The organism is Prochlorococcus sp. MIT 1314, from assembly GCF_034093315.1.
GTDB lineage: Bacteria > Cyanobacteriota > Cyanobacteriia > PCC-6307 > Cyanobiaceae > Prochlorococcus_A > Prochlorococcus_A marinus_Y.
In genome coordinates this window covers 592037-617046 of record NZ_CP139300.1, presented here as the reverse complement: position 1 = coordinate 617046, position 25010 = coordinate 592037, and the positions used below count along the sequence as shown (strand labels likewise).

Annotated in this window: 29 protein-coding genes and 1 tRNA gene; 15 read left to right on the top strand and 15 right to left on the bottom strand. The window is 31.0% G+C overall.

Annotated features, from left to right (window positions below):
- Window positions 1-6: 6 nt before the first annotated feature.
- A complete protein-coding gene (locus tag SOI86_RS03665) occupies window positions 7-1812 on the top strand; it encodes a glycosyltransferase family 39 protein (RefSeq protein ID WP_320682242.1) in 1806 nt (601 codons plus the stop codon).
- Here SOI86_RS03665 and SOI86_RS03660 read toward each other — a convergent pair.
- From SOI86_RS03660 to SOI86_RS03640, 5 genes are all read right to left on the bottom strand, one after another.
- Window positions 1809-2060 carry a CopG family transcriptional regulator gene (locus tag SOI86_RS03660; protein ID WP_320682241.1) on the bottom strand — a complete coding sequence of 84 codons (252 nt, stop codon included), beginning with the start codon at window positions 2058-2060 and terminating at the stop codon, window positions 1809-1811. The genes SOI86_RS03665 and SOI86_RS03660 overlap by 4 nt on opposite strands.
- Window positions 2061-2143: 83 nt before the next feature.
- Window positions 2144-2929 (bottom strand): AEC family transporter, encoded by a 786-nt coding sequence (locus SOI86_RS03655; RefSeq protein WP_320682240.1) that lies wholly within the window; start codon window positions 2927-2929, stop codon window positions 2144-2146.
- A gap of 206 nt (window positions 2930-3135) precedes the next feature.
- Window positions 3136-3360: a hypothetical protein gene (locus tag SOI86_RS03650; protein WP_320682239.1), complete on the bottom strand. Its 225-nt coding sequence runs from the start codon at window positions 3358-3360 to the stop codon at window positions 3136-3138.
- Between the two features lie 77 nt (window positions 3361-3437).
- The gene (locus SOI86_RS03645) at window positions 3438-3704 is read right to left on the bottom strand and encodes a SemiSWEET transporter (protein WP_320682238.1); all 267 of its coding nucleotides are present in this window, start codon (window positions 3702-3704) and stop codon (window positions 3438-3440) included.
- A 15-nt stretch (window positions 3705-3719) separates the two neighbouring features.
- Window positions 3720-4454: an AhpC/TSA family protein gene (locus SOI86_RS03640; RefSeq protein WP_320682237.1), complete on the bottom strand. Its 735-nt coding sequence runs from the start codon at window positions 4452-4454 to the stop codon at window positions 3720-3722.
- A gap of 142 nt (window positions 4455-4596) precedes the next feature.
- Here SOI86_RS03640 and fldA point away from each other — a divergent pair, with 142 nt between their 5' ends.
- The 3 genes from fldA to SOI86_RS03625 all read left to right on the top strand — a co-directional run bounded on the left by fldA (window position 4597) and on the right by SOI86_RS03625 (window position 7056).
- The gene (gene fldA / locus SOI86_RS03635; RefSeq protein WP_320682236.1) at window positions 4597-5121 is read left to right on the top strand and encodes a flavodoxin FldA; all 525 of its coding nucleotides are present in this window, start codon (window positions 4597-4599) and stop codon (window positions 5119-5121) included.
- 143 nt (window positions 5122-5264) lie between these two features.
- The gene (locus SOI86_RS03630; RefSeq protein ID WP_320682235.1) at window positions 5265-6323 is read left to right on the top strand and encodes a chlorophyll a/b binding light-harvesting protein; all 1059 of its coding nucleotides are present in this window, start codon (window positions 5265-5267) and stop codon (window positions 6321-6323) included.
- A gap of 79 nt (window positions 6324-6402) precedes the next feature.
- Window positions 6403-7056, top strand: a complete 654-nt coding sequence (locus SOI86_RS03625; protein WP_320682234.1) for a DUF3386 family protein — start codon at window positions 6403-6405, stop codon at window positions 7054-7056.
- A 4-nt stretch (window positions 7057-7060) separates the two neighbouring features.
- Here the strand turns inward: SOI86_RS03625 and SOI86_RS03620 are convergent, their stop codons facing one another.
- Together SOI86_RS03620 and SOI86_RS03615 are read right to left on the bottom strand one after the other, a co-directional pair.
- On the bottom strand, window positions 7061-7306 hold the full coding sequence (locus tag SOI86_RS03620) for a hypothetical protein (protein WP_320682233.1): 246 nt from the start codon (window positions 7304-7306) through the stop codon (window positions 7061-7063).
- A 106-nt stretch (window positions 7307-7412) separates the two neighbouring features.
- A complete protein-coding gene (locus tag SOI86_RS03615; RefSeq protein ID WP_320682232.1) occupies window positions 7413-8051 on the bottom strand; it encodes a methyltransferase domain-containing protein in 639 nt (212 codons plus the stop codon).
- Window positions 8052-8374: 323 nt separating this feature from the next.
- Between SOI86_RS03615 and SOI86_RS03610 the strand changes: the two genes are divergently transcribed.
- The 4 genes from SOI86_RS03610 (at window position 8375) to SOI86_RS03595 (ending at window position 11648) form a co-directional block, all read left to right on the top strand.
- Window positions 8375-8707 carry a phenylpyruvate tautomerase MIF-related protein gene (locus SOI86_RS03610; protein ID WP_320682231.1) on the top strand — a complete coding sequence of 111 codons (333 nt, stop codon included), beginning with the start codon at window positions 8375-8377 and terminating at the stop codon, window positions 8705-8707.
- Between the two features lie 27 nt (window positions 8708-8734).
- Complete coding sequence (locus tag SOI86_RS03605; protein ID WP_320682230.1) at window positions 8735-9121, top strand: DUF1824 family protein; 387 nt, start codon at window positions 8735-8737, stop codon at window positions 9119-9121.
- A gap of 223 nt (window positions 9122-9344) precedes the next feature.
- The gene (glyQ, locus tag SOI86_RS03600; protein ID WP_320682229.1) at window positions 9345-10235 is read left to right on the top strand and encodes a glycine--tRNA ligase subunit alpha; all 891 of its coding nucleotides are present in this window, start codon (window positions 9345-9347) and stop codon (window positions 10233-10235) included.
- Window positions 10236-10352: 117 nt separating this feature from the next.
- Entirely contained in the window at window positions 10353-11648 is a 1296-nt protein-coding gene (locus SOI86_RS03595) for an iron uptake porin (RefSeq protein ID WP_320682228.1), read from the top strand.
- Between the two features lie 95 nt (window positions 11649-11743).
- Here SOI86_RS03595 and SOI86_RS03590 read toward each other — a convergent pair whose 3' ends face one another.
- Together SOI86_RS03590 and SOI86_RS03585 are read right to left on the bottom strand one after the other, a co-directional pair.
- Window positions 11744-11971 carry a hypothetical protein gene (locus SOI86_RS03590; protein WP_320682227.1) on the bottom strand — a complete coding sequence of 76 codons (228 nt, stop codon included), beginning with the start codon at window positions 11969-11971 and terminating at the stop codon, window positions 11744-11746.
- 72 nt (window positions 11972-12043) lie between these two features.
- Window positions 12044-12709 (bottom strand): Fe2+-dependent dioxygenase, encoded by a 666-nt coding sequence (locus SOI86_RS03585; protein ID WP_320682226.1) that lies wholly within the window; start codon window positions 12707-12709, stop codon window positions 12044-12046.
- 102 nt (window positions 12710-12811) lie between these two features.
- Between SOI86_RS03585 and SOI86_RS03580 the strand changes: the two genes are divergently transcribed.
- From SOI86_RS03580 to SOI86_RS03560, 5 genes are all read left to right on the top strand, one after another.
- Window positions 12812-13834, top strand: a complete 1023-nt coding sequence (locus SOI86_RS03580; protein ID WP_320682225.1) for an extracellular solute-binding protein — start codon at window positions 12812-12814, stop codon at window positions 13832-13834.
- A gap of 61 nt (window positions 13835-13895) precedes the next feature.
- A tRNA-Ser gene (locus tag SOI86_RS03575) sits at window positions 13896-13980 on the top strand.
- A gap of 304 nt (window positions 13981-14284) precedes the next feature.
- On the top strand, window positions 14285-14701 hold the full coding sequence (locus SOI86_RS03570; RefSeq protein WP_320682224.1) for a DUF805 domain-containing protein: 417 nt from the start codon (window positions 14285-14287) through the stop codon (window positions 14699-14701).
- Between the two features lie 149 nt (window positions 14702-14850).
- Window positions 14851-15453 carry a rhomboid family intramembrane serine protease gene (locus tag SOI86_RS03565; RefSeq protein WP_320682223.1) on the top strand — a complete coding sequence of 201 codons (603 nt, stop codon included), beginning with the start codon at window positions 14851-14853 and terminating at the stop codon, window positions 15451-15453.
- 348 nt (window positions 15454-15801) lie between these two features.
- On the top strand, window positions 15802-15933 hold the full coding sequence (locus tag SOI86_RS03560; RefSeq protein WP_320682222.1) for a hypothetical protein: 132 nt from the start codon (window positions 15802-15804) through the stop codon (window positions 15931-15933).
- A 639-nt stretch (window positions 15934-16572) separates the two neighbouring features.
- On the opposite strand, the gene SOI86_RS03555 is transcribed toward SOI86_RS03560, so the two are convergent.
- The 4 genes from SOI86_RS03555 to SOI86_RS03540 all read right to left on the bottom strand — a co-directional run bounded on the left by SOI86_RS03555 (window position 16573) and on the right by SOI86_RS03540 (window position 20188).
- Complete coding sequence (locus SOI86_RS03555) at window positions 16573-17400, bottom strand: 2OG-Fe(II) oxygenase (protein WP_320682221.1); 828 nt, start codon at window positions 17398-17400, stop codon at window positions 16573-16575.
- A gap of 359 nt (window positions 17401-17759) precedes the next feature.
- Entirely contained in the window at window positions 17760-17921 is a 162-nt protein-coding gene (locus SOI86_RS03550) for a DUF5989 family protein (RefSeq protein WP_320682220.1), read from the bottom strand.
- A gap of 3 nt (window positions 17922-17924) precedes the next feature.
- Window positions 17925-18320: an SxtJ family membrane protein gene (locus tag SOI86_RS03545; protein ID WP_320682219.1), complete on the bottom strand. Its 396-nt coding sequence runs from the start codon at window positions 18318-18320 to the stop codon at window positions 17925-17927.
- Complete coding sequence (locus SOI86_RS03540) at window positions 18320-20188, bottom strand: carbamoyltransferase (RefSeq protein WP_320682218.1); 1869 nt, start codon at window positions 20186-20188, stop codon at window positions 18320-18322. The genes SOI86_RS03545 and SOI86_RS03540 overlap by 1 nt, the downstream gene beginning before the upstream one ends.
- Window positions 20189-20669: 481 nt before the next feature.
- On the opposite strand from SOI86_RS03540, the gene SOI86_RS03535 reads away from it, so the two are divergent.
- Entirely contained in the window at window positions 20670-22502 is a 1833-nt protein-coding gene (locus tag SOI86_RS03535; RefSeq protein WP_320682217.1) for a hypothetical protein, read from the top strand.
- 12 nt (window positions 22503-22514) lie between these two features.
- Here SOI86_RS03535 and SOI86_RS03530 read toward each other — a convergent pair whose 3' ends face one another.
- Both SOI86_RS03530 and SOI86_RS03525 read right to left on the bottom strand, forming a co-directional pair.
- The gene (locus tag SOI86_RS03530; protein WP_320682216.1) at window positions 22515-22766 is read right to left on the bottom strand and encodes a 2Fe-2S iron-sulfur cluster binding domain-containing protein; all 252 of its coding nucleotides are present in this window, start codon (window positions 22764-22766) and stop codon (window positions 22515-22517) included.
- The gene (locus tag SOI86_RS03525; RefSeq protein ID WP_320682215.1) at window positions 22763-24292 is read right to left on the bottom strand and encodes a cobyric acid synthase; all 1530 of its coding nucleotides are present in this window, start codon (window positions 24290-24292) and stop codon (window positions 22763-22765) included. Before SOI86_RS03525 ends, SOI86_RS03530 begins: the two co-directional genes overlap by 4 nt.
- Window positions 24293-24358: 66 nt before the next feature.
- Between SOI86_RS03525 and SOI86_RS03520 the strand changes: the two genes are divergently transcribed.
- Window positions 24359-24970: a nucleoside triphosphate pyrophosphatase gene (locus tag SOI86_RS03520; RefSeq protein ID WP_320682214.1), complete on the top strand. Its 612-nt coding sequence runs from the start codon at window positions 24359-24361 to the stop codon at window positions 24968-24970.
- Window positions 24971-25010 lie beyond the last annotated feature (40 nt).

Genomic DNA, 25010 nt, shown 5'->3' with positions numbered 1-25010 from the left:
TAGTAAATGTTTCTTCTCAAAACAAAGAAAAGGCTTTCAACTTTATTGATAGTTTTAGTTTCTGGGATTTTTATATTTTTTTTTGGTTTAGGTACAACAGGACTGGTTGATGAAACCCCCCCTTTATTTGCAGCGGCAGCAAGGGCAATGAGTGAATCTGGTGATTGGATAACTCCAAAAGTTAATGGAATATTTCGTTTTGATAAGCCTCCATTAATATATTGGCTAATGGGTTTTTTTTTCTCATTACCGAAAAACGAGCTTTGGGATAGTTTCGGTTCACTTTCAGCAAGACTCCCTTCAGCATTGGGATCATTATTTTTAATGTTGATGATTGGAGATACTTTGTTTTGTTGGCCACAGAAGGGTGATAGGCAATTCCTCACTCCAATAGTTGCATCATTAGGATTTGCTCTGTCTCCATTAATAATAATTTGGAGTAGAACTGCCGTGAGTGATGCTCTTTTAACTGGAACCTTAGGGATTACCCTTCTTTTGTTTTGGAGAAGAATGGCTAGTGAAAATAATGATCAATGCACTTCAGCGTGGGTATTTTTAGGGTTTGCAATTTTAACTAAAGGACCTGTTGCATTTGTTTTAGCATCATTGACTATTACATCTTTCTTATTTAGTCAGAGGGATTGGAAAAGGTTGCTCTGTAAGATAAATCCTAAGAAAGGTTTTTTAATTACAATATTAATAAGTGTTCCGTGGTACATTTTAGAACTTATAAAAGAGGGAAGACCTTTTTGGGACAATTTTTTTGGTTATCATAATTTCCAAAGATATACTGCAGTTGTAAATAATCATGCAGAACCATTCTGGTTTTTTCTTTACATAATGATTTTGGCTTCATTGCCATTCACTCCATTTTTATATCACGGGATATTTCAAGCCTTTAAGGATCTCTTGAAAAGTTCAAAAGCAAGTTGCAATGTCACTGAAACCCTTTATACATATTCTCTATGCTGGTTAACATCAGTTTTAATCTTCTTTAGTATTTCTGCTACGAAACTACCAAGCTATTGGTTGCCGGCAATTCCAGCGGCAGCAATCTTAATTAGTAAAAGTTTTATAGACTTAAAAAATTCAAATAAAAGTTTTTTGTATTTATGGATTTTTAATATTTTAATTTTGTTTGGTATCTCAATAGCATTCTTTTTTTCAAATATTTGGTTAACTTCAATAAATGATCCTGAAATGCCTAATCTTGCATCTGAACTAATAAGCTCGGGGATAATTTTTAAAGCTAAATTTTTCTTCTCTTCATTCACACTTCTTGCAATAATTTTATTTTCTTTACAATCCAAAAATATCTTTCTTTATCTTCAAATCTTACTTTTAATTGGACAATCTTTTTTGATGTCACCAATTAGAAAATTAGCAGATACTTCTAGGCAATTACCTTTGAGGAATATCTCAAAATTAATTTCAAATACTCGTGAGGGGAACGAAACTTTAGCAATGATAGGCATAAGAAAACCATCCTTACATTACTATTCAAGACAAATAGTTTTTTATGAACCAAATACTAAAGAAGGATTAATTAATCTTTCAGACAGACTAAATACTGATAGGAGAATAAATTATGAGGACCAACCTGATTATGATCACAAATCTTTATTGGTAGTAATAGATGAATATTCTTCGCGCGAACAGCACTGGTCAAATATTAATCACCAAAAATTGGGCGCATATGGCATTTATAATTTATGGAGAATTCAGAAAAGTGATTTAAATAAGTATTCTGAACTTTTAGTGAATAGTGGTTATAAATCTGACTGGAAAAATAGAAAAGTTGAAAAATTTTAGCATAGTCTTTTTTTTAAAAGAGCGTTTTTTAGATCATCAAGACTGCACTTACTTGGAATTTCAATTTCATTCAAATCTTCAAGTAATTCGAGATCGACGACAGAATCTTCGGCTAAAAAACTAAAAACTTCATTAATACTTATTCCCATATCTTGAGCCATCTCTGAGATTAGCCTTAGAGTATCTCTCCTCACAGAAATCCTGAGCTCTAAAGGGATGTATTCATTTTCAGGACTTGCTGACTTCATAACCTAAATCTTAAGACATTATTTAGTTATCGGAACATTATCTTTACAATATTCAAAAAACATGTATTAATTTTGGAAAGTTTCTAGTTGATTGCATTCATAAGAATTTTTAAGAGAGGTATTGTGATTATTGAAATTAAAGTTGTAGTGAAAAGAATAGTTGATGCGATTTTTTTATTCACGTCATAAGCCTCTGCCATTAAAATTGTGGATATTGCTGTTGGTGTTCCTGCCTGAAGTATTACCGCTGATGATTGATAGAAGTCAAAATTTAGAAATTTGCTTATTAAAAAAACAATTAGAGGAAGAATAAGCAACTTTAATAAAATTGAAAATTTAATTTCTTCATTAAGATCGAAAAATTTACCCTTCTGATTTGTTATTATTCCAAGCCTTGTGCCAACAATTATTATTGCCAAAGCGATAACTATTCTTGCAGGTATCCAAAGGTAATTACCCAATATCTCATCTATATGGAAAAGATATGCCAAAAGTACACCAATGATCCCTCTTGATGCAGGACTATTTATCAATGCGTTTAATAAACCTTTGATATTTGGGATATTGTTGTTTTGGGATTTTCCTTGAAGAAAAAAAGGTCCAAAAATCCAAGCGAATAGTGTTGTTCCTAAGTCAAATCCGATAGTGAAGTTAATAGTTTTTGAAGGTAGAAGAGCTATTGCAATTGGTATCCCAAGAAATGATGTATTACCTATTAGGCCTCCAAGCTGCAAGGTGTAATTTGGAAGCCTGTTTTTAAATACTGGGAATATATTTATTAGAACTATTAATATTCCAATTAGAGAAAATGCCAAGAATGCACTTTTAATAAGGTTTATATCTATACCCTCTTTTAATAAAAGCCCCATTACACTTAATGGAATACCAAATCTTATTAGAGGTCTTGCAATATTTGCAGATATCTCTGGGGTCTTTTTACCAAGGAAAAAACCAACAATTAAGAAAGGTATAATATTTATAAAAAGAGAGTAGATGGTATTAATTAAATATTTAATAAAGCAATATTAACCTGCCGGAGATCAATTAAAAGAGTTTTTAATTATGAATGGATAATTTAAATTATTTTCCATATTGCTTTATCAGGAATTAAAGGAGATTTATATAAATCTTCTGGTTCTTTAGTCAATACTCTCCAATTTGGAACTCTACAATTTACGTAGGCTGGACTTTCTATTAAAACTCCTGGTTTCTCATCAAAAGTACAAGTAAAACCTTCTTTCCAAAAACCACCTTTGTTAAGGCTACCTTTAAACCAAACCCAGCATTTTGAAGTTTTCAAGATCAAAAAAAAACTTAGTCTAATGATATATAAAATTTAAGTAAAATTTCTATGATTTTATATTATTAAGATAATTATTACTGACTTAATGTTTTTGAAAAATATATTTTTGAGATTAATATCAATACATTTAAGATCATGGTAATTAAATTGGCTATCAATATTGGTGTTGAAGAAATTTTATAACCGTAAATAATCCATGATAAAACTCCGATAATAAACATTATCAAAGTTGTCAAAGAAACATCATCTGCCTTTTTTGATTTTAAAGTTTTTATCAATTGAGGTAGAAATGCAGCTGTTGTCAAAATTGCTGCGAAATATCCAAATATGTCTACATTCATAAAAAGGTTTTAAAACTAATCTTTAATTAAATCAGATAAAAATCCTAGAGGATCCCTCATGTTTGATGAATATCCAAGCACATCGCTCGAAAAAAATTTATAGATAACTTGATTTTTATCATTCAATAAAAAAGAAGCTCCTCTTTGAGGAAGGTATTTTTCATTAAGAATATAATCACCCCAATTTTTAATTATTTCATTCATATTATTTAATCTAAATGTTGCCAATTCAAATGGTCTCAAATAACCATCCCCAAAAACCTTTCTAAAAGAATCACCTGAAAAGTTTAGAAACTTTAAAACGTCAATTTTGTCGAATTCTGAATAGATTTGCTTTGCTTTACGGTCTCCTGTATAGCCTCTAAGAACTTCTTTAATAGTTTTAAAAGAATTTATTCCAGATAACATTAAAAGCATATTGATCCAACCACCTAAACCTATATCTAAACCTCTTGGGATTTTTAAATTATTATGAATGTGGTTATCAGAAACAACTATTAAATTTTCTTCACGAAAGCCAGTAAATTTACAGAATTTCCTTTTCCCATTTATGTTTCCAATAGCAATGGCGAAAATATCTAAATTTTTAACTTGTTGATTATTGATAAAGTTTTTCAAATTTATTGCATATTCAAAGCTATCAAAATCTCCCAATAAACCAAATAAAACAATTAATTTAAATCGTTTTTCTCCTTTAAAGTTGAATTCCTCAACAAGATTATTGATACTATTTTGAAATTTGTCAGTCACGGTTTTTTCAATGTTTTTTATTAATTTTCCTCAAAAAAATTTTCTTACCTTAATTGGTATAAAATTTTACATGAAAAAGTTTTTAAAGAAATTAATTTAAGGTTTTTTAATTTTATTATTCTAAGGTAAACAATTTGAAGTTATGACTGTAGGAATTTATTACGCTACTACAACAGGAAAAACAGAAGACGTTGCGGATCGTCTTCACAACTTTCTTTCTTCCGCAGAAGCACCTAAAGATGTATCTGATGTGGATGACCTTTCAGAATTTGAAGGTCTTGATGGAATTATCTGCGGGATCCCTACTTGGAACACCGGAGCAGATGAAGAAAGATCAGGGACTGCATGGGATTCAATCTTAGAGGACATTGGTGAATTAAGTTTATCAGGGAAAAAGGTTGCAATTTTTGGTTTAGGAGATTCTTCTACCTATACAGAAAATTATTGTGATGCCATGGAAGAACTTCATAGCTACTTCATTAAAGCAGGCGCTGAAATGGTCGGTTATGTAGATAAATCTTCTTATACATTTGATGAGTCTAAAAGTGTCATTGGAGAAAGCTTTTGTGGATTGCCTCTTGATGAGGATAGTGAATCTGATTTAACTGATTCACGTCTTGAAAGTTGGGCTTCTCAGCTAAAGGGCGAAATTTCTTCATTGGCGTAATCTTTCAAAGATATTACTTTCTTCTTTGTAACATTTGTTCTTTCAAAATATGTTTTTTTTACATAAGTAATTAAATCTGTAAAGAACATGTAAAAAACATTACTGATTAGCAATATGCTCAACTTGCAGTTTATTTAAAACAAGTGTTACAAACTTACGGAAAATCTGATGTCACCTATGACTGGTACGCAGGGAATTCTGGTGTTGTTGGCCGTTCAGGTAAATTCATAGCTTCTCACGCTGCTCATGCAGGACTTATGATGTTCTGGGCAGGTGCTTTTGGATTATTTGAGTTAGCTCGTTACGATGCCAGTATTCCAATGGGTTCACAAAATCTAATTTGTTTACCTCACCTCGCAGGTCTTGGGATCGGCGGTATTGAAAATGGAGTTATTACCGAAACATACGGAATTACTGTAATTTGCACATTGCATCTAATCTTCTCTGCTGTATTAGGTGCTGGTGGATTATTACATTCCAATAAATTTGCTGGGGATCTTGCGGATTATCCTGAAACCAGTAAGCCAAGAAAATTTGATTTTGAATGGGATGATCCAGATAAATTAACTTTTATTCTTGGTCATCATCTAATCTTTTTAGGTATAGGAGCTATTTGGTTCGTAGAATGGGCTAAATGGCATGGGATCTATGACCCAGCTCTCGGAGCAGTAAGACAAGTTGAATATGATTTGAATTTGTCAGAAATATGGAATCATCAATTTGATTTTCTAAAAATAGATAGTTTAGAAGATGTTTTAGGAGGTCATGCATTTCTAGCCTTTTTAGAAATTATTGGCGGAATTTTCCACATTTTTACTAAGCAAGTTGGAGAATATACGGAATTCAAAGGTAAAGGTTTACTTGGAGCTGAGGCTATTTTGTCTTACTCAGTAGTAGGCGTTTCCTATATGGCTTTTGTAGCTGCATTCTGGTGCGCTTCTAATACAACAATTTACCCAGTTGATCTTTATGGAGAACCTTTAAAACTTCAATTTGAATTCGCTCCTTATTTTACTGATACAGTTGATTTAGGTTCTGGTGTATATAGTTCAAGAGCTTGGCTTGCAAATGCTCATTTTTATTTGGGATTCTTTTTCTTACAAGGTCATTTATGGCATGCTCTAAGAGCTATGGGATTTGACTTCAAGAAAATTGGTCAAGCGTTTGACAATATGGAAGACGCAAAAATTACACAAAAATAGTTAAATTTAAAAAAAATATCCTCTCTTTAAACTAGAGAGGATTTTTTTTGTAGAATTATTTTTATGAGTTTAAGAATTAATGGAGAATCCAAAAGAAATTAATTGTAAGGAGATTTTTCGAAAAGCCTATGAAAATAGGTATACCTGGAAGAATGAATTTCATGGTTATCAGGGTAAATGTATTTTTTCAATTAATAATATTATTCATGAAGGTAAATTCGTATTAGGTAAAGACTTTAAACCTAACATTCAGGAAATAGATGATGACAAGATTGTTAAAAGTATTTCCTCACAATTATTTGAAGTATGTATACATAGAGTAAAGAGACAATTTCAATCTGTGCATTCAGAGAATAATTTTAATTTAGTTAAAAGTTCTGAAAGTGGAATAGAAATGAAAGTTTCAGGGAAAAATGATGGAGATAAGTATAGGGTTAAGGATAAATGTATTAATATGGTTTATAGAAAAATTCATGGGAATATAATTGAAATCTTTGTTGACGAATTTTTAGATACAGGAATCGGGGTTTTAAGTAAAAAATACAGTAGTCAACAAATTGATCTGAATACTCTTAAGGCAAACTCACAAAAATTGGAATATGAGGATGACTTTATAAAAATAAGTGAAGAGAATTATTGGATTTTAAATTCGAGAACAATAAAATATTTAAATCAAAATCAAGAAGAAGAAATACAAAAGTTTGTTTTCAAGGATCTATGTTTATTAGATTAAGTTTTTATTCAACCAATCTAAATCCTTTGTCCAATAGTTTTTGATAAAGGAGTCTTGCTCTAAAAGCTAATATCTGTTCTTCATTTTCATTACTGATTACATGAAAATAATTATTATCTAGTTTATTTTTACTAAAACATACGTTGGCTTCTCCTAATCTTAAAGTCCAGTTTTCTTCATTGGCTAAATTTTGATTAGGACCAAGATCCCAAGGGCATTTTTCGGGATATTTTTCTCTTTTAGAACCCATAATTATTTATTTTAACTATCCAATATTAGTAAGAATTTTAAAGTATGGCTATGAGATATAATTTTCATTTTTTTTAAATTTGTTTCATATTTGATATGGGAATTATTTACTCTTTAGTTGCAATTAAACAATAAAACGGGTCTTTATTTAAGAAATTAAAGATCTTAAGAGGAGGTTCATTAAATTTTTTTATAATTTTTGGCTCATTAAATCCGTTTGAAATTAATACTTTTCTTACATATTTGACTCTCTCTTCTTCAGTAGATGAAGTCCATATAGTAGGAGCCTTATGCCAAAATGCTCTATTTGAAAAAGCAATTATAATTTTGCCCTGACTACTCAAGATTCTTGCGATTTCTTTGGTTAAATTCTCTGGATATTGTAAGTATTGCCATGCTGCTACCAATAAACAATAATCAATGCTTTCATTATCTAGAGGAATTTCTTGATTTAAATTGAAATTTTGTATCCAATAAGAATCAAGTATCTTATTCTTTTCAAGTTCTTGTTTGTTTAGTCCATGCCCAATAACTTTTTTATATTTTTTCCCTTTTGGTAAATAACTATCCCAACTGGACATTAAGTCAAGGACATTTGAATACTCTTCAATTTCATTTTCATAAATACTTGATAGATATTGCCTGAAGTTTGCATCTAAATGATAGACAAATTTTGGAGCAGAATAGAATTCTTCATCATTACTCTCATCAGGTTTTTTTCTCTGATAATTATTTAAAACTTCCAAAATTTCAGTTAATTACATACTAAATTTAATAAATAAGAATTAATATTGTGTTTTATAAATATATTTTAGTTTTAATTGATTAAAAATTCTGAAAAAAACTAGACATCAATAAAAAAAAAGTTAAATTATTAATTAATAATTTAATTAACAATGATTGGATTTAAAAGGAGTAAAAAAAGCAGGTCTAAAAATGCTCTTTTTAATCCCTATAAAAATGGAATAAGTTCATATGATATGGCATATCTATCATCAAAAAGAGTTTTAAAAAATAAAATTGTCAACAGCCAAAGTGATTACCAGAAAAATTATCTGGCTTCATAAATATGCCTTACATTAATGTTGTAACTTCAGTAAAAGTAGAAGATAAGAAAAAATTACTTGAAGAAATTTCAATCTTAATTTCATCTTTAACTAAAAAATCAAAAAGATTTGTAATGGCTAAGTTGGATGATGAATCTGAAATATATTTTGAGGATGAAAATCCTTGTTGCTTTTTGGAAATTAAGTCAATAGGTTCCTTAAATCCTTCTGAGATGGCAATGGCATTAAGTAATTTTATATATGAGAAAATGGGTATCCCATTAGATAAGATTTATATTTCTTTTGCGGATGTACCCGCCTCAATGTGGGCATGGAATGGTAGAACATTTGGATAACAGTTAACCTCCCGTTGAATTAATTAAGTGGAAATAGAGAATTTATTTGATTTAAACACTCTTAGATCAGCTCCTCATTTAAGTAAAGTACAAATAAAAAAATTATTAGAAGAGCTTGAGATAAGTATTAATAATGCCGACTGGATAACAATAGGAATAATGGCTCCTTCCGATGTTGATGCGATCTCGGCATTACAATCAATTTCTAAAAAATATTCTTCAATTAAATTTAAGGATTTAGAAGCCCTTCATGCTGTTGGAAGTGTTTTTTTAAAAGGCAATCAAAAAACTGGAAACGTTTTTATTAGATCCGAAAAAGGTCTTGGAGAAGGAATTTTATTAACTTGTCAGTATGATGAAGACTCTAAAGAATCCAGTACTTTTGGACCATTGCCACTAGATTTTTTTGATTAATTAAACTCTTTATTAATGATTAAATCAATAATATTTAATCCCGATAAATTTTTAGCTGGAGAATTATTTCATAGACTAGATTGGATAATTAATTTTTTTGTCTAATTGGGATGATTATTATTAATGTTAATTGAAAAAAATTAAAAATTTTTATTCTTATTTTAAATAGGCTTTGTTATTATGTTGTATGGAATTATTCAAAATTTCTAAAATTTTTAAATAGATGTTTTTTCAGGATATAATTCAAAACTTAAATAAATTTTGGTCTGAAGAAGGATGCCTAATAATGCAACCATATGATACTGAAAAGGGTGCCGGGACAATGAATCCGCATACTTTTTTAAGGGCAATCGGACCAGAACCATGGAGTGTCGCATATGCAGAGCCATGTAGAAGGCCTACAGATGGAAGGTTTGGTGATAATCCAAATAGGGCACAACATTACTTTCAATATCAGGTAATAAAAAAACCTTCACCAGAGGGAATACAGGAAAAATATTTAGCTTCTTTAGAAAAATTAGGAATTAATCCTAAAAGTCATGACATAAGATTTGTAGAAGATAACTGGGAATCTCCTACTTTAGGAGCCTGGGGAGTTGGTTGGGAGGTTTGGCTGGATGGAATGGAAGTTACACAGTTCACATATTTTCAACAATGTGGTGGCTTGGATTGCAACCCAATTCCAATTGAAATAACTTATGGTTTAGAGAGGATTTCAATGTTTTTGCAGGATAAGGAAAGTATTTGGGATCTAAATTGGAACGAAGATTTAAGATACAGTGATATTTGGCTTCAATTTGAAAAGAGTCAATGTGCTTATAACTTTAGTGAATCTAATCCTGAAAACATAATAAAATTATTTGAAATCTATCAGAATGAAGCAAGTTCTTTAATTGAGAAGAAACTTACTTACCCTGCACTTGATTTTGTACTTAAATGCAGTCACTCTTTTAATTTGCTTGATGCAAGAGGAGTAATATCAGTAACAGATCGCGCGCAGTATATTGAAAAGATTAGAAAACTAGCTAGAGAAGTAGCATTTTCTTGGATTGAAGAAAGAGAATTATTGGAATATCCGTTAGTTAAAAATAGGAATCTTCTTGGCTCCTCTTAATTATTCAAGAATGTATCAAAAGATACACGGCTGTATATCTAATTTTTCTGTCCTCTTTGGTTACACACGATACAGTATAGTTACCCATTCTTATGGGTTATTTTCGTGTGAGGTAAAATGAAACTCTTCCAACAATTGTTGGTTGCTAGTACAGCAGTTGGTCTGTTTTCTCCAATAGCTGCACAAGCTTCCGAAACAATGAATCTTGAGGGTATGAATAGTTACGGTCGTAGCGATTCTAAGTCTCAAAGATTTGATAATAAAACATTCACTAACGAGTTTAGTGAAGAACTTGCAACACTCAAAGGACGCGTAGATGGTCTAGAAGCTCAGCAGAATGATTTTGCAGCAGGCAGTTTCTCTGACACTACAACTCTTGATGGTAAGGCTGTTTTTACAGTAGGTATGTTTGATACAGATGACAGTGGCACAACTGATGATGACACTGATGATTTGTACGGCAAGATTCAAGCAATGTATACCTACACCATGAACTTGAATACAAGTTTTTCTGGTGATGATAACCTTTATGTGAGAATTAAGTCAGGTAACCATAGTGGTGGATCTGTATTAAAAGGTGAGGAAAATACTTATCTAAGTGCAGGTAACAGTAATGCTGACGTTTTAAAGGTTGATAAGATTTGGTATTCAACACCAGTTGGCGAACGTAATACAGTTTGGGTTGGTCCAAAGATTGAAAACTACTACATGCACGCAACAACTCCTTCAATCTATAAGCCTGTTTTGAAGGCTTTTACTCTTGGGGGTAACGCAGCTGCATATGGTGCTAGCACAAGCCCTGGAGCAGGATGGGCATACAAAGCTGATAACGGTTTTGCTGTAAGTTCAAACTTTACAACTAAATCTGGTAATTCTACAGGATTACTTACTGATGAAGGTGGAACAAGTTGGGCTACTCAAGTTGGGTACACTAAATCAAGATATTCAGTTTCAGCTATTCTTAACCAAAAGTATAACGGCTGGGCAGATACTTCTTACTTCACATCTGACGATGGTGCAGCAAGACCAGGTGATGGAAGCAGTACAAACATAGGTTTGAGAGCTTGGTGGAGACCAGCGGAAACTGGAACAGCTACTCCTTCAATTTCAGTTGGTTATGATACTTCTGAGACTGATGCTACTGGTAATTCCAATACAACTGCATATTTTGTTGGTCTTAACTGGCAAGATATTTTTAATGCTGATGACAGAATTGGTATGGCTATTGGTCAGCCTCAAAAACATGAGGATGATCCTGTAGATCCATTCTTGTATGAGGTTTATTACGAATACAAAGTTAACGATTCAGTAACTGTAACTCCTACAATTTTCGGAGGTTCTTATAATGAAGCTTCTTCCGACGTTGAAGCTGATATGTTTGGATATGTTGTGAATACAACTTTCAAATTCTAACTTTCTCTTTGGAGATACTAAAAACGCCCTTAATCGGGCGTTTTTTTTTGATTACATTTCAAAAAATACTTATTAAATCATATAGTAATTTAAAATTACCAGCAATTCTCGCCCTCTCCTATGGGGATGCAAGCACTTGATTTAGCAGCTTCATCGGCAAGTTTTTGGGCTTGAGCATCTAAGACAAAATCTGCATCAACGTCCATATCTGTATTCCATTCTTTAAGCCCACCCATGGCTTTCTCTCCACTATTGACAGATGATGATATTGCTAGGGCACTTGTGGCAGCTATAAATAATGCAATGGAGCTTTTTTTTGGCATTTTTGGATATTTATCTTCCGTTATTTTATAAGGTTTTTTTCAGGTTTTCTATTTGGTGTATAAAATGATTCTTTAGTTCCCAAGTAATCTTAATAGATTGGAATAAGACTTGAAAATTAAATCCAATTCATCAGATCTACCATTTCTAGCTAGTAAACCTCTAGCACCAGCATCAAGATCGAATAAATATTCTCTTTCTTCAATTGATTTTACATAACTTTCAATCCAACCTACACATACTAGTCTTTCTCCGTATTCGATTTTCTTTACTGAATGTAGGTAAGAACTAGGATAAATAACTATCTCTCCAGCTTTTAATTTGAATTCTTTTTCATTATTCATCTCTTCAATAATTAGTTCTCCTCCTCCATATGAATTTTTATCTGTTAAGAAAATTGTAAAAGACAAATCTGATCTGCCCGATGACATAAATGGGTTATCTATATGTCTCCCATATTCCATATTCTTTAGGGATTTAGTAAACATAATTCCATGAATGGTTTTGGGTAAAGCAAAACTTTTTATTAATGGATTAGATAGGATTTTTTTAAGAATTAATTGAGAGTATTTTTTTGAAGTTTTTGAATCCCTATTTAGTTGCAGATTATTCTTTACTTTTGATGCATAACTTCCAGCGGTTTTTTTCCCATCCTCCCAAGCTGCAGATTCTTTTTTAAGGTCTTTAATTAATATTTCAATTTCATCTTCAATGAGAAGTTGGCTGGTTAAATAATTCATTTCATGTATAAAAAATGATACAAGAGAAGGTATAGAAAATATCTTTTAGGGGCTTAGTAATGTAGATAGATATAAAGTAACCATAGATACTATTTTGTAAAAGTGCAAAAAATTAAAAAATTACTCTATTCAGCTTTGTCATGTGCTTTTCTTTTTAATGTTATAACTCCAGTAAATTCTACAGAAAGGGAAGTTAAAGTTTATTCAGGCAGACACTACAACACTGATAGAGGTGTTTATAAAAAATTTGCCGATGAAACTGGGATTAAAGTTCGATTAATTGAGGCTTCTGGTATTTCTTTAATCGAGAGATTGAAAAGGGAAGGTAAGAATTCTCAGGCAGATTTGATTCTGCTTGTTGACGCAGCAAGAATTACTAATGCAGCAAAAGCAGGTTTACTTCAGAGTATTCAATCATCAACTTTAGAAAATGATGTTCCGGATGGATTGAAGGATCCTGGGAAGGAATGGTATGCATTAACTAGAAGAGTTAGGGTTATGGTAGCTAATCCAAAAGTTGTAGATGTTGAAAAAATTAAAGACTATACAGATCTTGCTGACCCATCCTTAAAGGGCAAAGTTTGCTTAAGAAATAGAAAAAGTCCATATAATCAGTCTTTAGTCGCTAATCAAATAGTTAATAAAGGTCAAATGCAAACTAAATCTTGGTTGAATGGAATGATTTCAAATGTTTCTCAACCCTTTTTCCCTGGGGATATTTCTATAATTAGAGCTGTTTCGAAGAAAAAGTGTGGTGTAGGGATTGTGAATCATTATTACGTAGCAAGAATGCTTGCAGGTGTTAACGGAAGAAGAGATGCCTTATATGCAAAAAAAACATCCGTTATTACCCCTAATCCAGCACATGTGAATATAAGTGCAGGCGGAATTGCTAAATACGCAACAAATCAAACTGAAGCTGTTAAACTACTTGAGTTTTTAGCATCCCCAGAAGGAAGTAAAGGCTTAGCAGCACCAACTTTTGAGCATCCTCTAAAAGAAGTAAATCAGAATGAGATAGTCAGAAATTTTGGAGACTTTACTCCTGATAAAGTTACGATAGAAGAACTAGGGATTAATAATTCTCTTGCTATAAGGTTAATGAAAGAAGCTGGTTGGGATTAAAACAATTACATCTTGAGCAAAAAAATAATAATTTATATATTTAAAGATATTCTTTAAATAGGGAGAGGTGGCTGAGAGGTCGAAAGCGAACGACTCGAAATCGTTTAATAGGGAACTATTCGTGGGTTCGAATCCCACCCTCTCCGGATTTTTTTAGTGTCTGACAGTGTCAGAGGCATTCTGTTAGAGTCAAAATTTTTGTAAATTCCTGCTATAGCAATAATTATTATATTTTCTTCTTAAAAACAGTGTCTGATAATGTCAGGTTAATTCAGAGAAGATCAAACCTTTTTTATCTAAAAGTGTTGGGGGAAATGTTGGGGGAATTTTGAAAGTGTTGGGGGAATGGGTTCGATTTTTAAATATAAAAAACTTTTAATTAAATCTAAAAATTAATTATTCCCAGAAAAAGATTTTGAGTTTATATTGAAAAATATTTGAATCAGAATAATGAACAAAATTCAAAAGGAATTTGAAGAAATTAAAAATTATTATTTATTATTGTTTAAAAATGCATTTCGTTTTGGTGGGAGAGCAACTCGTAAAGAATATTGGTATGGAATTATTTCTCATTACATTATTTTTGCCTTTATCGCATTCATATTAATACCAATTTTTGATTCCATAACAACAACAAATACCTTTGCGCAATTTTGCGTGGGTATTATTCTGTTATCTTACTTTTTCCCAGCAATCATAGGTTTGTTATCTATTTATTATCGTCGTATGCGTGATGTCGGTAAGAGTAGTTGGTTTTCATTCTTATTCCAGATTTTGAGTGCTATCCCTTTGCTTGGTATTCCCTTTGTGATTGGGACTTTTGCTTTTTTAATTCAACCTTCTTTAATTAAAAATAGTGATAACTAAAAAAGTGTTGGGGGAAATGTTGGGGGAATTTGGACGATTTGCAAATATATTGGAGTCAGTAAGTGTCTGAGAGTGTCTAGTGAATTCATCTCAACTAACACCCTCTCCGCTTTAATAGGATAATTAGCACTTTTAATTTAAAACTAAAAATGCCTTTTAATCATTCAATATCTAAATATGATTGGCAGTACCTTGCAACTGGATTTTTTTTAATCTCAGTTTTTATTTTTACAGATTTAATTGGAGTTGTTGATAAAGAATATTTTTACTTTGTACCAAGATTAATTAGTGATCAATCCCATAGGATTTTCACATCAATTCTAATCCATGCAGATTTGAATCATTTATTAAGTAATCTTGGTGGAATAATCCTCACTAGATATTTTTTGATGAGACTCGGAATTAAAAGCAAATTTTTTTATTTGAAATTTATTTTAATTTGTTCTTTTTTAAATTTTTTTATTATCTGGATTTACGAAAAGATCTTATCTTATTTTAATATCTATCCGAATTATTATGCTTTGGGCTTCAGTGGAATAATTTATGCTTTATTTGGATTCTTACTATTAACTTCTTTTCATGGAAAGAAATATTTTTTAGGTAAAGAAATTGGTTTAAAATCCAATTATGAAGTTCAAAAAATGTTAAAGACTATATGCCTTATTGGGTTGATTTTCTCTTTTTTGCCAGAGGTAAGTTTTTTAGGTCATTTAAGTGGATTTATTGCAGGATGTTTTTTATTCTTAATCTAATATATATTAATTATTATTTGATTAAATTAATATAGTTATTTGCCCAAGCATCCAACTTTTTTTACTCTTTACTTTTAAATAAATCGATTTTGATATCAAACGTAACTACTATTCCGATACTTATAAGCAGTAATCCAATCGCAATTTGAGGTGAAGGTAATACCATATAACACTTATTATTTAACCACCCTATCGAATCTGTTAAAGTAACGTTGAAAGATTGAGTAATATTAACTTTGAATAAAGCATCTCATTAAAAAATGGCAAAAGTAGAAAATGATCTCGATATATTTATTACGCAGTTGGAAATGCAAGTACTCAAAGACAAGAAAAAAACTTGCAGCAATTATGAAAAAACGTCATTCTGCATTATGGAAGTTGATCTCAACAATTATCGCAATAGTAGATACTAAAAACCAGTTTTCAAATCCTTATCTGTTTTGGGAAAAAGAATTAGTAAATAATACTTTAGATATTTGATACCTTTTGGCATTATATTAGATTCATCAGAAACTCCTCACACACTAATTCTGATAAGTAAGCACCCTTCTCTCTAAATTAGGGTGTTTTTTAATGACATATTTACTGTAATAGGCAACTGGCACATGTGACAGTTAAGTAACATTCCATTCGCTCATCCCACGAAAAAAAATATATGGCATAATCTAAAAGTGTGAAGGAGTGGTTTTACTAAAACAGTGGAAACAAGGAAACACTTGATTTAGTAAGTCCAATAAAGACCTCTAGAAATAGGGGTTTTTTTATGCAAACTCACTACTTTTATTGACTTTCCTCTATTTTCCAATATCTGAAATTTTTTGATTTCTTTGGATATTATCATAATCACTCAAAAATAAGTCCTATATTGACCTGTATCTACGTACTGATGTTGAGATCTAATTTCATCCTCTTCGTTTTTTTATAGAAATAAGGTGTCGTCAGATATCGTCAAAAGTTCCAGTATGATCGGTATAACTAATTGATTTGTCACAAAGTTTAATCCCAAGACAGTCAAACACCACCCAAGAAAAACTGATATTCTTAAAGATTAGATTGTTTTATTATGAAATATCTTTCTGAATTAATAAAACAAATAAGTACACGAATAATTAAAATAAATTATTTCTTTCTGTGATAACCAGTTGAAACTGAATACTTTGTCAGTTTGTGAATTAGTCTTTTTGCAAATGTTCGAGATAATGCATTAAGTTTCAGAAAAGAACCCTTAACAAATTCCCTTTTGAATCCACGAAAGGAAGTTGAATGGTAATAATTTTTTCCAGTTGGGGAATTTTTAGAAAAATAATAGTTACTTATACACTTTCTACGTTGAGATTCTGACTTGATTATTTTGACTCCATGTAAAGATCTGTTATCTGTCCTCATAATAACAAGTCTGTTGAAATTGCAGGCAATTTCTTCCTCTTTATGTTTAATCCCATTTGGATATAGCACTAATTCACCACCATCTTCTTTAGGATGCCATTCATTGTTTACATAATAAAGTAGATTTAATCTTCTAAAGTTTTCCATATTTCTATCATGAGAATTATCAATGTGAGGATTAAGAAAACATCCTTTACTCATACTAGATATCCCTCCTGCATATAGTTCTGGATCCCCAATCAACGTTTTTATATTAGTAATTTCTGAAATTATTTGAATTAAATTTTCCTCTTGAAAAGCATAAATACATTCTTCTACTAATTTCTGTTTATCAGTAAAATGAACACCTACGTATTTATTCTCTTGAGGACCAATTAAATGATTAAGTTCTTTCTCTTGAGGAAAATGTTCACTTAAGTTTGTTGCAAGTTCATTTGGCAATACTTTTTCAATTATCAGGTGGTTGATTTTACCTGATTGTTCATATTTCTCTTTCAAATACTTAATGCCAATTTCATTAAATCTCTGAATTATGAGACTAGAAATATCATATCTATTCATTAATTCTCCTTAATTCAATTTAACTTTTTAAAGTGATATTTTTTTCAATTATAAAGTAAATCTATCTTTTTATTTATGAGCTGCAATAAATTAAACTTTCACCAAGATAAACAATAACTTCAAATTTTTAGATTTTCTTGTTAAAAGGATTAATACGAAAAACTTCAAACTTTTCTGAAAACATTGGATTTAGGAATCTTGTATTACTTTGATTTTGTCTCAATCGATAACCTCTTTTTAAAGCAATTGATTATCTAACCCTATAACTCTCCTGGTAATTCACAATTAAAATTCTAAATGATATCGATGCTAAGAAAAGTAATGTGTTATTGCTAGATTGTTTTAAACGTGTCCTGTAGTTAAAAAATAGAATAGATAAATGGTGCGATAACAGACCCCTGAGTAAATACAATTAGTGCTCCCATCAAGACAATTGTAATTATTAGAGGTGCTAACCAATATTTCTTCCTCACTTTTAGGAATTCCCAAATATCTTTAAATAATTCTAAAAAGTCTTTCAAAATTTAAAAAATCCTCGTTAAGTCTACTTTATGATTTTCTTTGATTTCCCTATAAGTTAATACATTTCTTTTCTTTTTTTTAAGAGGGTCATAACCAAATACTTTCATAACTATAGAAATAGGTTGAAGAACTAATAGAAAAACTAATCCAAGTATTATACGACTATTGATCCACCCTAGAGCAAGACCTATAGTCATCCAGGCTTGGTAAGGATACAAAAGTAAACGTGGTTTAAGAATTCCCAATATAAATAATGGAATGCCTATCCATAGAGACCAAAATCTAAATAGATGACCACTTATTAAAGGTATTATCCATCCAATAATAACTGGGAATCCAATTCCAATAAGGAATCCAAATTCGCGGAGCTTTTTGGGTGAAATAGGAGTTTGTTTCATTAATCCAAATCAAAGGTTTCTTTCCAAGTCTCGTCCTGCTCAGTTTTTGGTTGCTCACTTTTTAATAGGAGCTGATTTTGTAAAACAAGAACATCCATTTCTGTTCTCATGAAACAGCGGTATGCATCTTGAGGGGTACAAACAATAGGCTCTCCTCTTACGTTAAATGAAGTATTAACAATAGTGGGACATCCAGTTCTATATTTAAAAGCAGTTATCAAGTTGAAGTAGCGAGGATTAGTCTTTTTACTAACTGTTTGGACTCTTGCTGAGTAATCGACATGTGTAATAGCAGGAAGAGAAGATCTTGCAATATTAAGTTTTTCAATTCCAAAAAGTTTTTGCTGCTCTTTTGTCATTTTCTTGCAGAGTTCATTTTTAATTGGGGCAACTAACAACATGTAAGGACTTTTGACATTCATTTCAAATTGATTCGCAACATCTTCTTCTAGAACTGAGGGAGCAAAGGGACGAAAACTTTCTCTATATTTTATTTTTAGATTCATTACACTTTGCATCTTTTGATTCCTAGGATCGCCAATTATTGATCGACCTCCTAGTGCTCTCGGTCCAAACTCCATAGCACCATTAAACCAACCAATCACCTTCCCTTCATCAAGAAATTGAGCAAGTTTTTCAAACAGTTCTTCATCTTCTACCTTTTGAAAAGGTACTTTAATTCGTTTTAAATAACTAATAATTTCCTCATTAGAGAATTGACAACCAAGGTAAGTTCCTTTCATAGAATCACTCTCATCAACTTTCCTGGGTTTCTTGAAATAGTCATACCATGCAATCAGTGCTCCTCCTAATGAAGAGCCTGCGTCTCCACTAGCAGGTTGGATCCAAATTTCATCAAATATTTTTTCTTTAAGTAACTTTCCATTCGCAACGCAATTCAGTGCCACTCCGCCTGCTAGACACAAATGTTTTAATCCTGTTTCTTTTTGAAGGGATCTTGCCATTTTTAGAACAACTTCTTCAGTAACAACTTGAATGGAAGCCGCTATATCCATATGAAATTGAGTGAGTTCTTTTTCTCTCTCTCTTGGAGGTTCCCCAAAAAGTTTATAAAATTTTCTACTTGTCATACGAAATCCACGGTGAAACTTGAAATAATCAATATCCAATTTAAATGTGCCATCATCTTTAATATCAATAAGATGATCTTTTATCTTGTTGACGTATTTGGGTTCTCCATATGGTGCGAGACCCATTAATTTATATTCACCAGAATTCACTTTGAAACCACAGTAATAAGTAAATGCAGAATAAAGAAGACCTAGAGAATGTGGAAAACTTATTTCCCAAAGGGGTTTAATTTTACTACCCTTCCCAATCCAACTTGATGTTGTTGCCCACTCACCTACTCCATCCATACAAAGTACGACTGCCTCCTCAAATGGACTTGGATAAAACGCAGCGGCAGCATGCGATTGATGGTGCTCTGAAAATAGAAGATTTGGAAGATAAGGTTCAGCATTAGGTACAAGTTCTTTTTGCAAGTATTTAAATTGCTTTTTAAGTTCTGATTTTAAAAATAATTTTTCTTTTAACCAGACTTGCATTGCTGCGATAAATGAACGTATTCCGCGGGGTGCAACTGCGAGATAGGTTTCTAATAGCCTCTCAAAAGTTAGGAGAGGTTTCTCGTAATAGACAATGGATTTTATGTTTCTTAAGTCGATTTTTTGCGATTTAAGACAGTATCGAATGGCATTTATTGGAAATCTTGAATCATGTTTTTTTCTTGAGAATCTCTCTTCTTGAACTGCAGCAATAATTTCACCGTTGCAAATTAGTGAGGCAGCACTATCGTGATAAAAACATGAAATTCCTAAAATATATTGCTTTTCGATAATTTTCATTAGATTCGTCTTGATTTTACCTCAATTGTTTTAATTTGTCTTTACTTAAAGAAGAAATGCTTGAGTGATTTCAATGGTTTAGAGCTTGTCTTGTAAACAGTAGTAAAGAGATTTGTATAAAGCAGTTAAAACTTTCTCCTTCGACAGGTTGAAGGGTTTAATTATAATTAACTCCCAATTGAAAAGAATGTTTTAAGTTTATAGTGACAAGTTTCAAAATTAGGAATACCCTTTTTTGAGAGTTGGGATTGCTAAAGTAGTAGGGTAATCACTTCATATATTCGCTTAACTGAGTTTGTTATGAATTGTTTTAAATTTCAGATTATTTTGTGCCTAGCGGAACCCAATTTACAAAGAGAATTTTAATCTTCTACCAATCGACATTCGCCCCTAAAAGTTTACCTGACATTGAAAATTGATAGATTTAGTTCATTAGGGTTATTATTTAGAAAAGAATTATGCAAAATATTAGATTATTGAGATGAGGTTAATATTTTATATACTTCTTTTAAGTCAATTTTTTAATTATATAGATGTTCTAGCAGATAAAATTAAAAAAAATCCTGATGGGGTTCTAATTAAATGGGAGAGGGTGGAAGACAAAAATTCAAAAAATTTGAGAAATATTATTTGGAAATCATATAATGATGATGAGAGTTATTTTGAAAGCAAGAATCTAAACAACATAGAGAATAACTCAAGTAAAGATTTATTTAATACAAAAAAAGAAACTACTAAATTTTTAAATCAGACAATAAATAAACAAGAATTACTAGAAATACAACCACATATTCCTTTAAATAATTTCCTGAATTCTGGTGATTTAGTTTTCTCCAGTAATTTGGTCTCAGCTTTTAGTGGGGGGGCAGGAGGTGGAACTGGACATCAAAATTATGGTTTTAAATTTCATTATGGTTTAAGTGATTACTCTTTATTTTCACTTTATTTATCTGAGACTGATGATCCGCTCTATAATTTGATTAGGGGCGAATTGATTCCAAATAATTGGGCAAGCATTGCATTAGCGTATAAGAATCAAATTTTAGAATCTCAAGATTTTAAAAAATCATTGTCTTTCTCAAGCTCCCTAGAGTATTGGGTTGTTAGTAGTGGAAGTGATAATAAAAAAAGTATTTATAACGAAATCGATAATTCTGTTGGCCTAGATAGATACCAGAAATTTATTTATTCATTTTCTCTCCCATTCAATAGTCAATTAAATAATCAAACAAAGTTCTCTATTGTTCCAGGAATGACTTTTATTCCGGATAAATTGGGAGCTAAAAATATCGGGAGAAACTTTTACGGGAATAATTATTTTTTAGCATCAGGTATAAACTTTGATATTGCAACTAATGTTCAATTGATAGGTTCATATACATATATATTTGGTCCTGGCCATAATAGCTTCGATGAAAATCTAAAGTTCCACAGGACTCCCATTTATAGCTACGGGTTTAATTGGAATGTAAATCCTATTATTGGTATTGAAGGTAAAATTACTAATGGATATGGAAGTACACCATCTACTTCTTTGTTAACAATTCCCTCAGATAATAAACCATTGTATTTCTTAGGTGGAAAATATCAACCTTCATTGATTGATACTCGATTTATGCCTCTAGAAAAAGAAAATGATTTATTACTTTTTGGAGGATTGACGGTCAATAATGCACTATTCCCTGAAAGAGGTGTTAATCAGATAAATATAAATTATGACGAACAAGGTAATTTATTTGCTTTTTATGGATACTCTTTATCTAATATATTTCAATTAGAATTAAGTACTGGGTCTTTTAATGATGTTAATTTAATTAATAAAGAAAATTCTTCATTGCAAAACATATATTTAAACGAAAATACTTTTAATTATAGATTGGGAGGTAAACTATTAATTTTTAGTCCTCAAAAGAATGATCTTTTTTGGATGTCACTAAGAACATCTTTAGGAAGAAATGAAGGTTCAAACCATCAAGGATATATGTTCTCTGAATTAATAAATACTTTTAGAGTTAATGATTGGTTGGCATTAAATATAAGCCCTAAATATTTTTTCAGTGGGGTGGAAAGTTTTGGGGGGCTTGGTATTTCAAGTAATATAAATTTATTGGAAAATCTTCAATTTATCCCAGAAATAAATACTTCATTAAAAAATAATTCTGATTTTAATTCTTCCTACGCATTTAGATATTCATATGCAAAAGATAAATCAGTTGATTTTTATTATTCTAATGCTGCAGGTATTCAAGATGTTGGACAACTTCTTGAGAATAAGAAATTTAGATTTGGTATTAAGTTTAATTTTTTATATTAAAAAAACAAAAATTTAGGTTTCCCAAAATGGGTCTGTAGTTAGAGTAACTTTTAATATAGATTTTTTATTACTTTTAATATCACTTATACAAGCCCTTACCGTTTCTCCATTCACATCTATTTCACAGGCTCCACAACTTCCTGTTAGGCATCCAGTTGGAATTTTTAAACCTGCTTTTTCTGCGGTAGAGAACCAATCTTCTCCTTCAGAAACATATGTTTCAATATTATTTGGCCAAATGATTTTAATTTTTGAGGTTTTCAATTTAATAATGATGAGAGATTTAAATGCTTATCAAATTCATTTGCGAGATTTTCAATTATTGATTCTCTCTTAACTTTATAAGAGCTTGTTATTTTTTCTAATGCGGGCAATTTTCTCTTCTTTCTTATTAAATTGATATATTGATCTCTCCAATTATCATTTTCAAAGATCCCATGAATGTATGTACCTGAAATAGTCCCGCCTTCTTTATTTTCTTTGTACCAACCTAGATTAAAGTCTTTGAAGATAGGATTAATATCTAATGAGTTTTGTGTGTTATCAATTTCGGTCTTGCCATGATGAATTTCAAATCCATTTATTTTTGCTAGGCATGGCCACAAAGATTCAGAGCTGATTTGTCTCGTTAATTTTTCTTCAGAGAAAGTGGTCCTTATTGGTAGTAATCCAATGCCTTTAATTTTTTGTTCTGAATAACTTTTCGATCCCTCTTTAAAAAAAGGATCTTCAAGTGTTGTACCTAACATTTGCAAACCTCCACAAATGCCAATAATATTCCCCATATTATTTGAGTATTCCTTTATATCTTGAGATAAACCACAATCTTCAAGAAAAATTTGATCTTTAATAGTTTGTTTACTTCCAGGAAGGATAATAAAATCGAACTTATTTAAGTTTTGGGATTCTTGTACCCATTCAATTAATATTGATTTTTCATTTTCCAATGGATCAAAATCTGAAAAATTGCTTATGGATGGTAATTTTATAATTCCTACTTTTATCTCAGGATTTCTGTAACGAGATTTGTTTTTTAATAGATCTAGTGAATCTTCTGGGGGAAATGTATCATTTAGCCATGGAATAATTCCAATAACGGGAATTTTAGTTTTACTTTCTATCCATTTTTTCCCTTCTGTAAATAATGAAAGGTCCCCTCTGAATCTATTTATAATTATTCCCTTAATAAGTTCTTTTTCTTCAGGTTTCATTAATTCAAGGGTTCCGATTATTTGTGCAAATACTCCCCCTCTTTCAATATCAGTAACCAGTATGCAATTTGCATTTAAGTACTTTGCAACTCTTAAATTAGTGAGATCTCTATGAATTAAATTCATTTCTACTGGACTACCAGCTCCTTCGATAATTAAACGACAATCTGGATTTTGTTTATAGATAGACTTTAAACTTTTTTTAATTACTTCCCATCCTCGATTAAACCAGTCTTCGTAGTAATTTTTAGCGGTTGTGGTTCCTATGCTTTTGCCAAGGTGAATAACCTCACTTATTGAATTGCCTTGTGGTTTTAATAAAATGGGATTCATCTCTGAAGAAGGATTAATGCCACAAGCGAAAGCTTGAAGTGCTTGTGAATATGCCATCTCGCCACCTTCCCAATCAACCCAAGCATTGTTACTCATATTTTGTCCTTTAAAAGGTATCGGTTCTTCTCCTGAATTTTTAAGAATCCTGCAAATAGCAGTAACAGTTAAAGACTTTCCTGCTCCACTAGAAGTGCCTAGAACCATTATTGGTTTCTTTATTTCATGTAATTTTGCTTCTAAGTCCATTAGTAATTTATATTAATTTTGAAATTTATTATTTATAAAATTGAATTATAATTCGATAAAAAATTTGTGTTAATTCTAGCCTCTGCTTCTCAATCTAGAAAGAAATTACTTGAAAATTGTCAGATTGAATTTATTCAAATCTCAAGTAACTTTGATGAGAATTCAATAAAAGAAAAGAATATATTTAATTTAGCTTTAGAATTATCTTTTCAAAAGGCTAAGAGTCTATCTGAAAATATTCAAAACACATCATTGCCCAACGAATTCGATTATGGTCCTTTAGAAATACTTGGTTGTGATTCAATTTTTGAATTTAAAGGAGAAGCTTATGGAAAACCCTCTGATAAAGAAGAGGCATTTATAAGATGGCAAAAAATGTCTGGAGAATTTGGATTCTTACATACTGGGCATACGCTAATAATTGGAAATTTTGATGCAACTTCCAAAATTTTTAAAATCACTGAAATAATAAAAAAAACAGTTAGTTCGAGAGTTTATTTTTCTAAGTTGGAAGATGGGGAAATCAAAAGTTATGTAGATACAAATGAACCTTTAAATTGCGCGGGAGGATTTGCCTTGGAGGGTATAGGCGGTAAATATATAGAAAAAATAGAGGGTTGTTTCAGTAATGTGATGGGGTTAAGTTTGCCATGGCTTAGAGAGAATTTATATAAATAAGAAAATTTAGCAAAAAAAAACCCTATCAATTGATAGGGTT

What these genes read in the sequence shown, in the direction of transcription:
- SOI86_RS03665 (WP_320682242.1), top strand. Translation starts at nt 7, where the DNA reads ATGTTTCTTCTCAAAACAAAGAAAAGGCTTTCAACTTTATTGATAGTT.
- SOI86_RS03660 (WP_320682241.1), bottom strand. Translation starts at nt 2,060, where the DNA reads ATGAAGTCAGCAAGTCCTGAAAATGAATACATCCCTTTAGAGCTCAGG.
- SOI86_RS03655 (WP_320682240.1), bottom strand. Translation starts at nt 2,929, where the DNA reads ATGGGGCTTTTATTAAAAGAGGGTATAGATATAAACCTTATTAAAAGT.
- SOI86_RS03645 (WP_320682238.1), bottom strand. Translation starts at nt 3,704, where the DNA reads ATGAATGTAGACATATTTGGATATTTCGCAGCAATTTTGACAACAGCT.
- fldA (WP_320682236.1), top strand. Translation starts at nt 4,597, where the DNA reads ATGACTGTAGGAATTTATTACGCTACTACAACAGGAAAAACAGAAGAC.
- SOI86_RS03625 (WP_320682234.1), top strand. Translation starts at nt 6,403, where the DNA reads ATGGAGAATCCAAAAGAAATTAATTGTAAGGAGATTTTTCGAAAAGCC.
- SOI86_RS03620 (WP_320682233.1), bottom strand. Translation starts at nt 7,306, where the DNA reads ATGGGTTCTAAAAGAGAAAAATATCCCGAAAAATGCCCTTGGGATCTT.
- SOI86_RS03610 (WP_320682231.1), top strand. Translation starts at nt 8,375, where the DNA reads ATGCCTTACATTAATGTTGTAACTTCAGTAAAAGTAGAAGATAAGAAA.
- glyQ (WP_320682229.1), top strand. Translation starts at nt 9,345, where the DNA reads ATGTTTTTTCAGGATATAATTCAAAACTTAAATAAATTTTGGTCTGAA.
- SOI86_RS03595 (WP_320682228.1), top strand. Translation starts at nt 10,353, where the DNA reads ATGAAACTCTTCCAACAATTGTTGGTTGCTAGTACAGCAGTTGGTCTG.
- SOI86_RS03590 (WP_320682227.1), bottom strand. Translation starts at nt 11,971, where the DNA reads ATGCCAAAAAAAAGCTCCATTGCATTATTTATAGCTGCCACAAGTGCC.
- SOI86_RS03585 (WP_320682226.1), bottom strand. Translation starts at nt 12,709, where the DNA reads ATGAATTATTTAACCAGCCAACTTCTCATTGAAGATGAAATTGAAATA.
- SOI86_RS03570 (WP_320682224.1), top strand. Translation starts at nt 14,285, where the DNA reads ATGAACAAAATTCAAAAGGAATTTGAAGAAATTAAAAATTATTATTTA.
- SOI86_RS03565 (WP_320682223.1), top strand. Translation starts at nt 14,851, where the DNA reads ATGCCTTTTAATCATTCAATATCTAAATATGATTGGCAGTACCTTGCA.
- SOI86_RS03560 (WP_320682222.1), top strand. Translation starts at nt 15,802, where the DNA reads ATGAAAAAACGTCATTCTGCATTATGGAAGTTGATCTCAACAATTATC.
- SOI86_RS03555 (WP_320682221.1), bottom strand. Translation starts at nt 17,400, where the DNA reads ATGAATAGATATGATATTTCTAGTCTCATAATTCAGAGATTTAATGAA.
- SOI86_RS03545 (WP_320682219.1), bottom strand. Translation starts at nt 18,320, where the DNA reads ATGAAACAAACTCCTATTTCACCCAAAAAGCTCCGCGAATTTGGATTC.
- SOI86_RS03540 (WP_320682218.1), bottom strand. Translation starts at nt 20,188, where the DNA reads ATGAAAATTATCGAAAAGCAATATATTTTAGGAATTTCATGTTTTTAT.
- SOI86_RS03535 (WP_320682217.1), top strand. Translation starts at nt 20,670, where the DNA reads ATGAGGTTAATATTTTATATACTTCTTTTAAGTCAATTTTTTAATTAT.
- SOI86_RS03525 (WP_320682215.1), bottom strand. Translation starts at nt 24,292, where the DNA reads ATGGACTTAGAAGCAAAATTACATGAAATAAAGAAACCAATAATGGTT.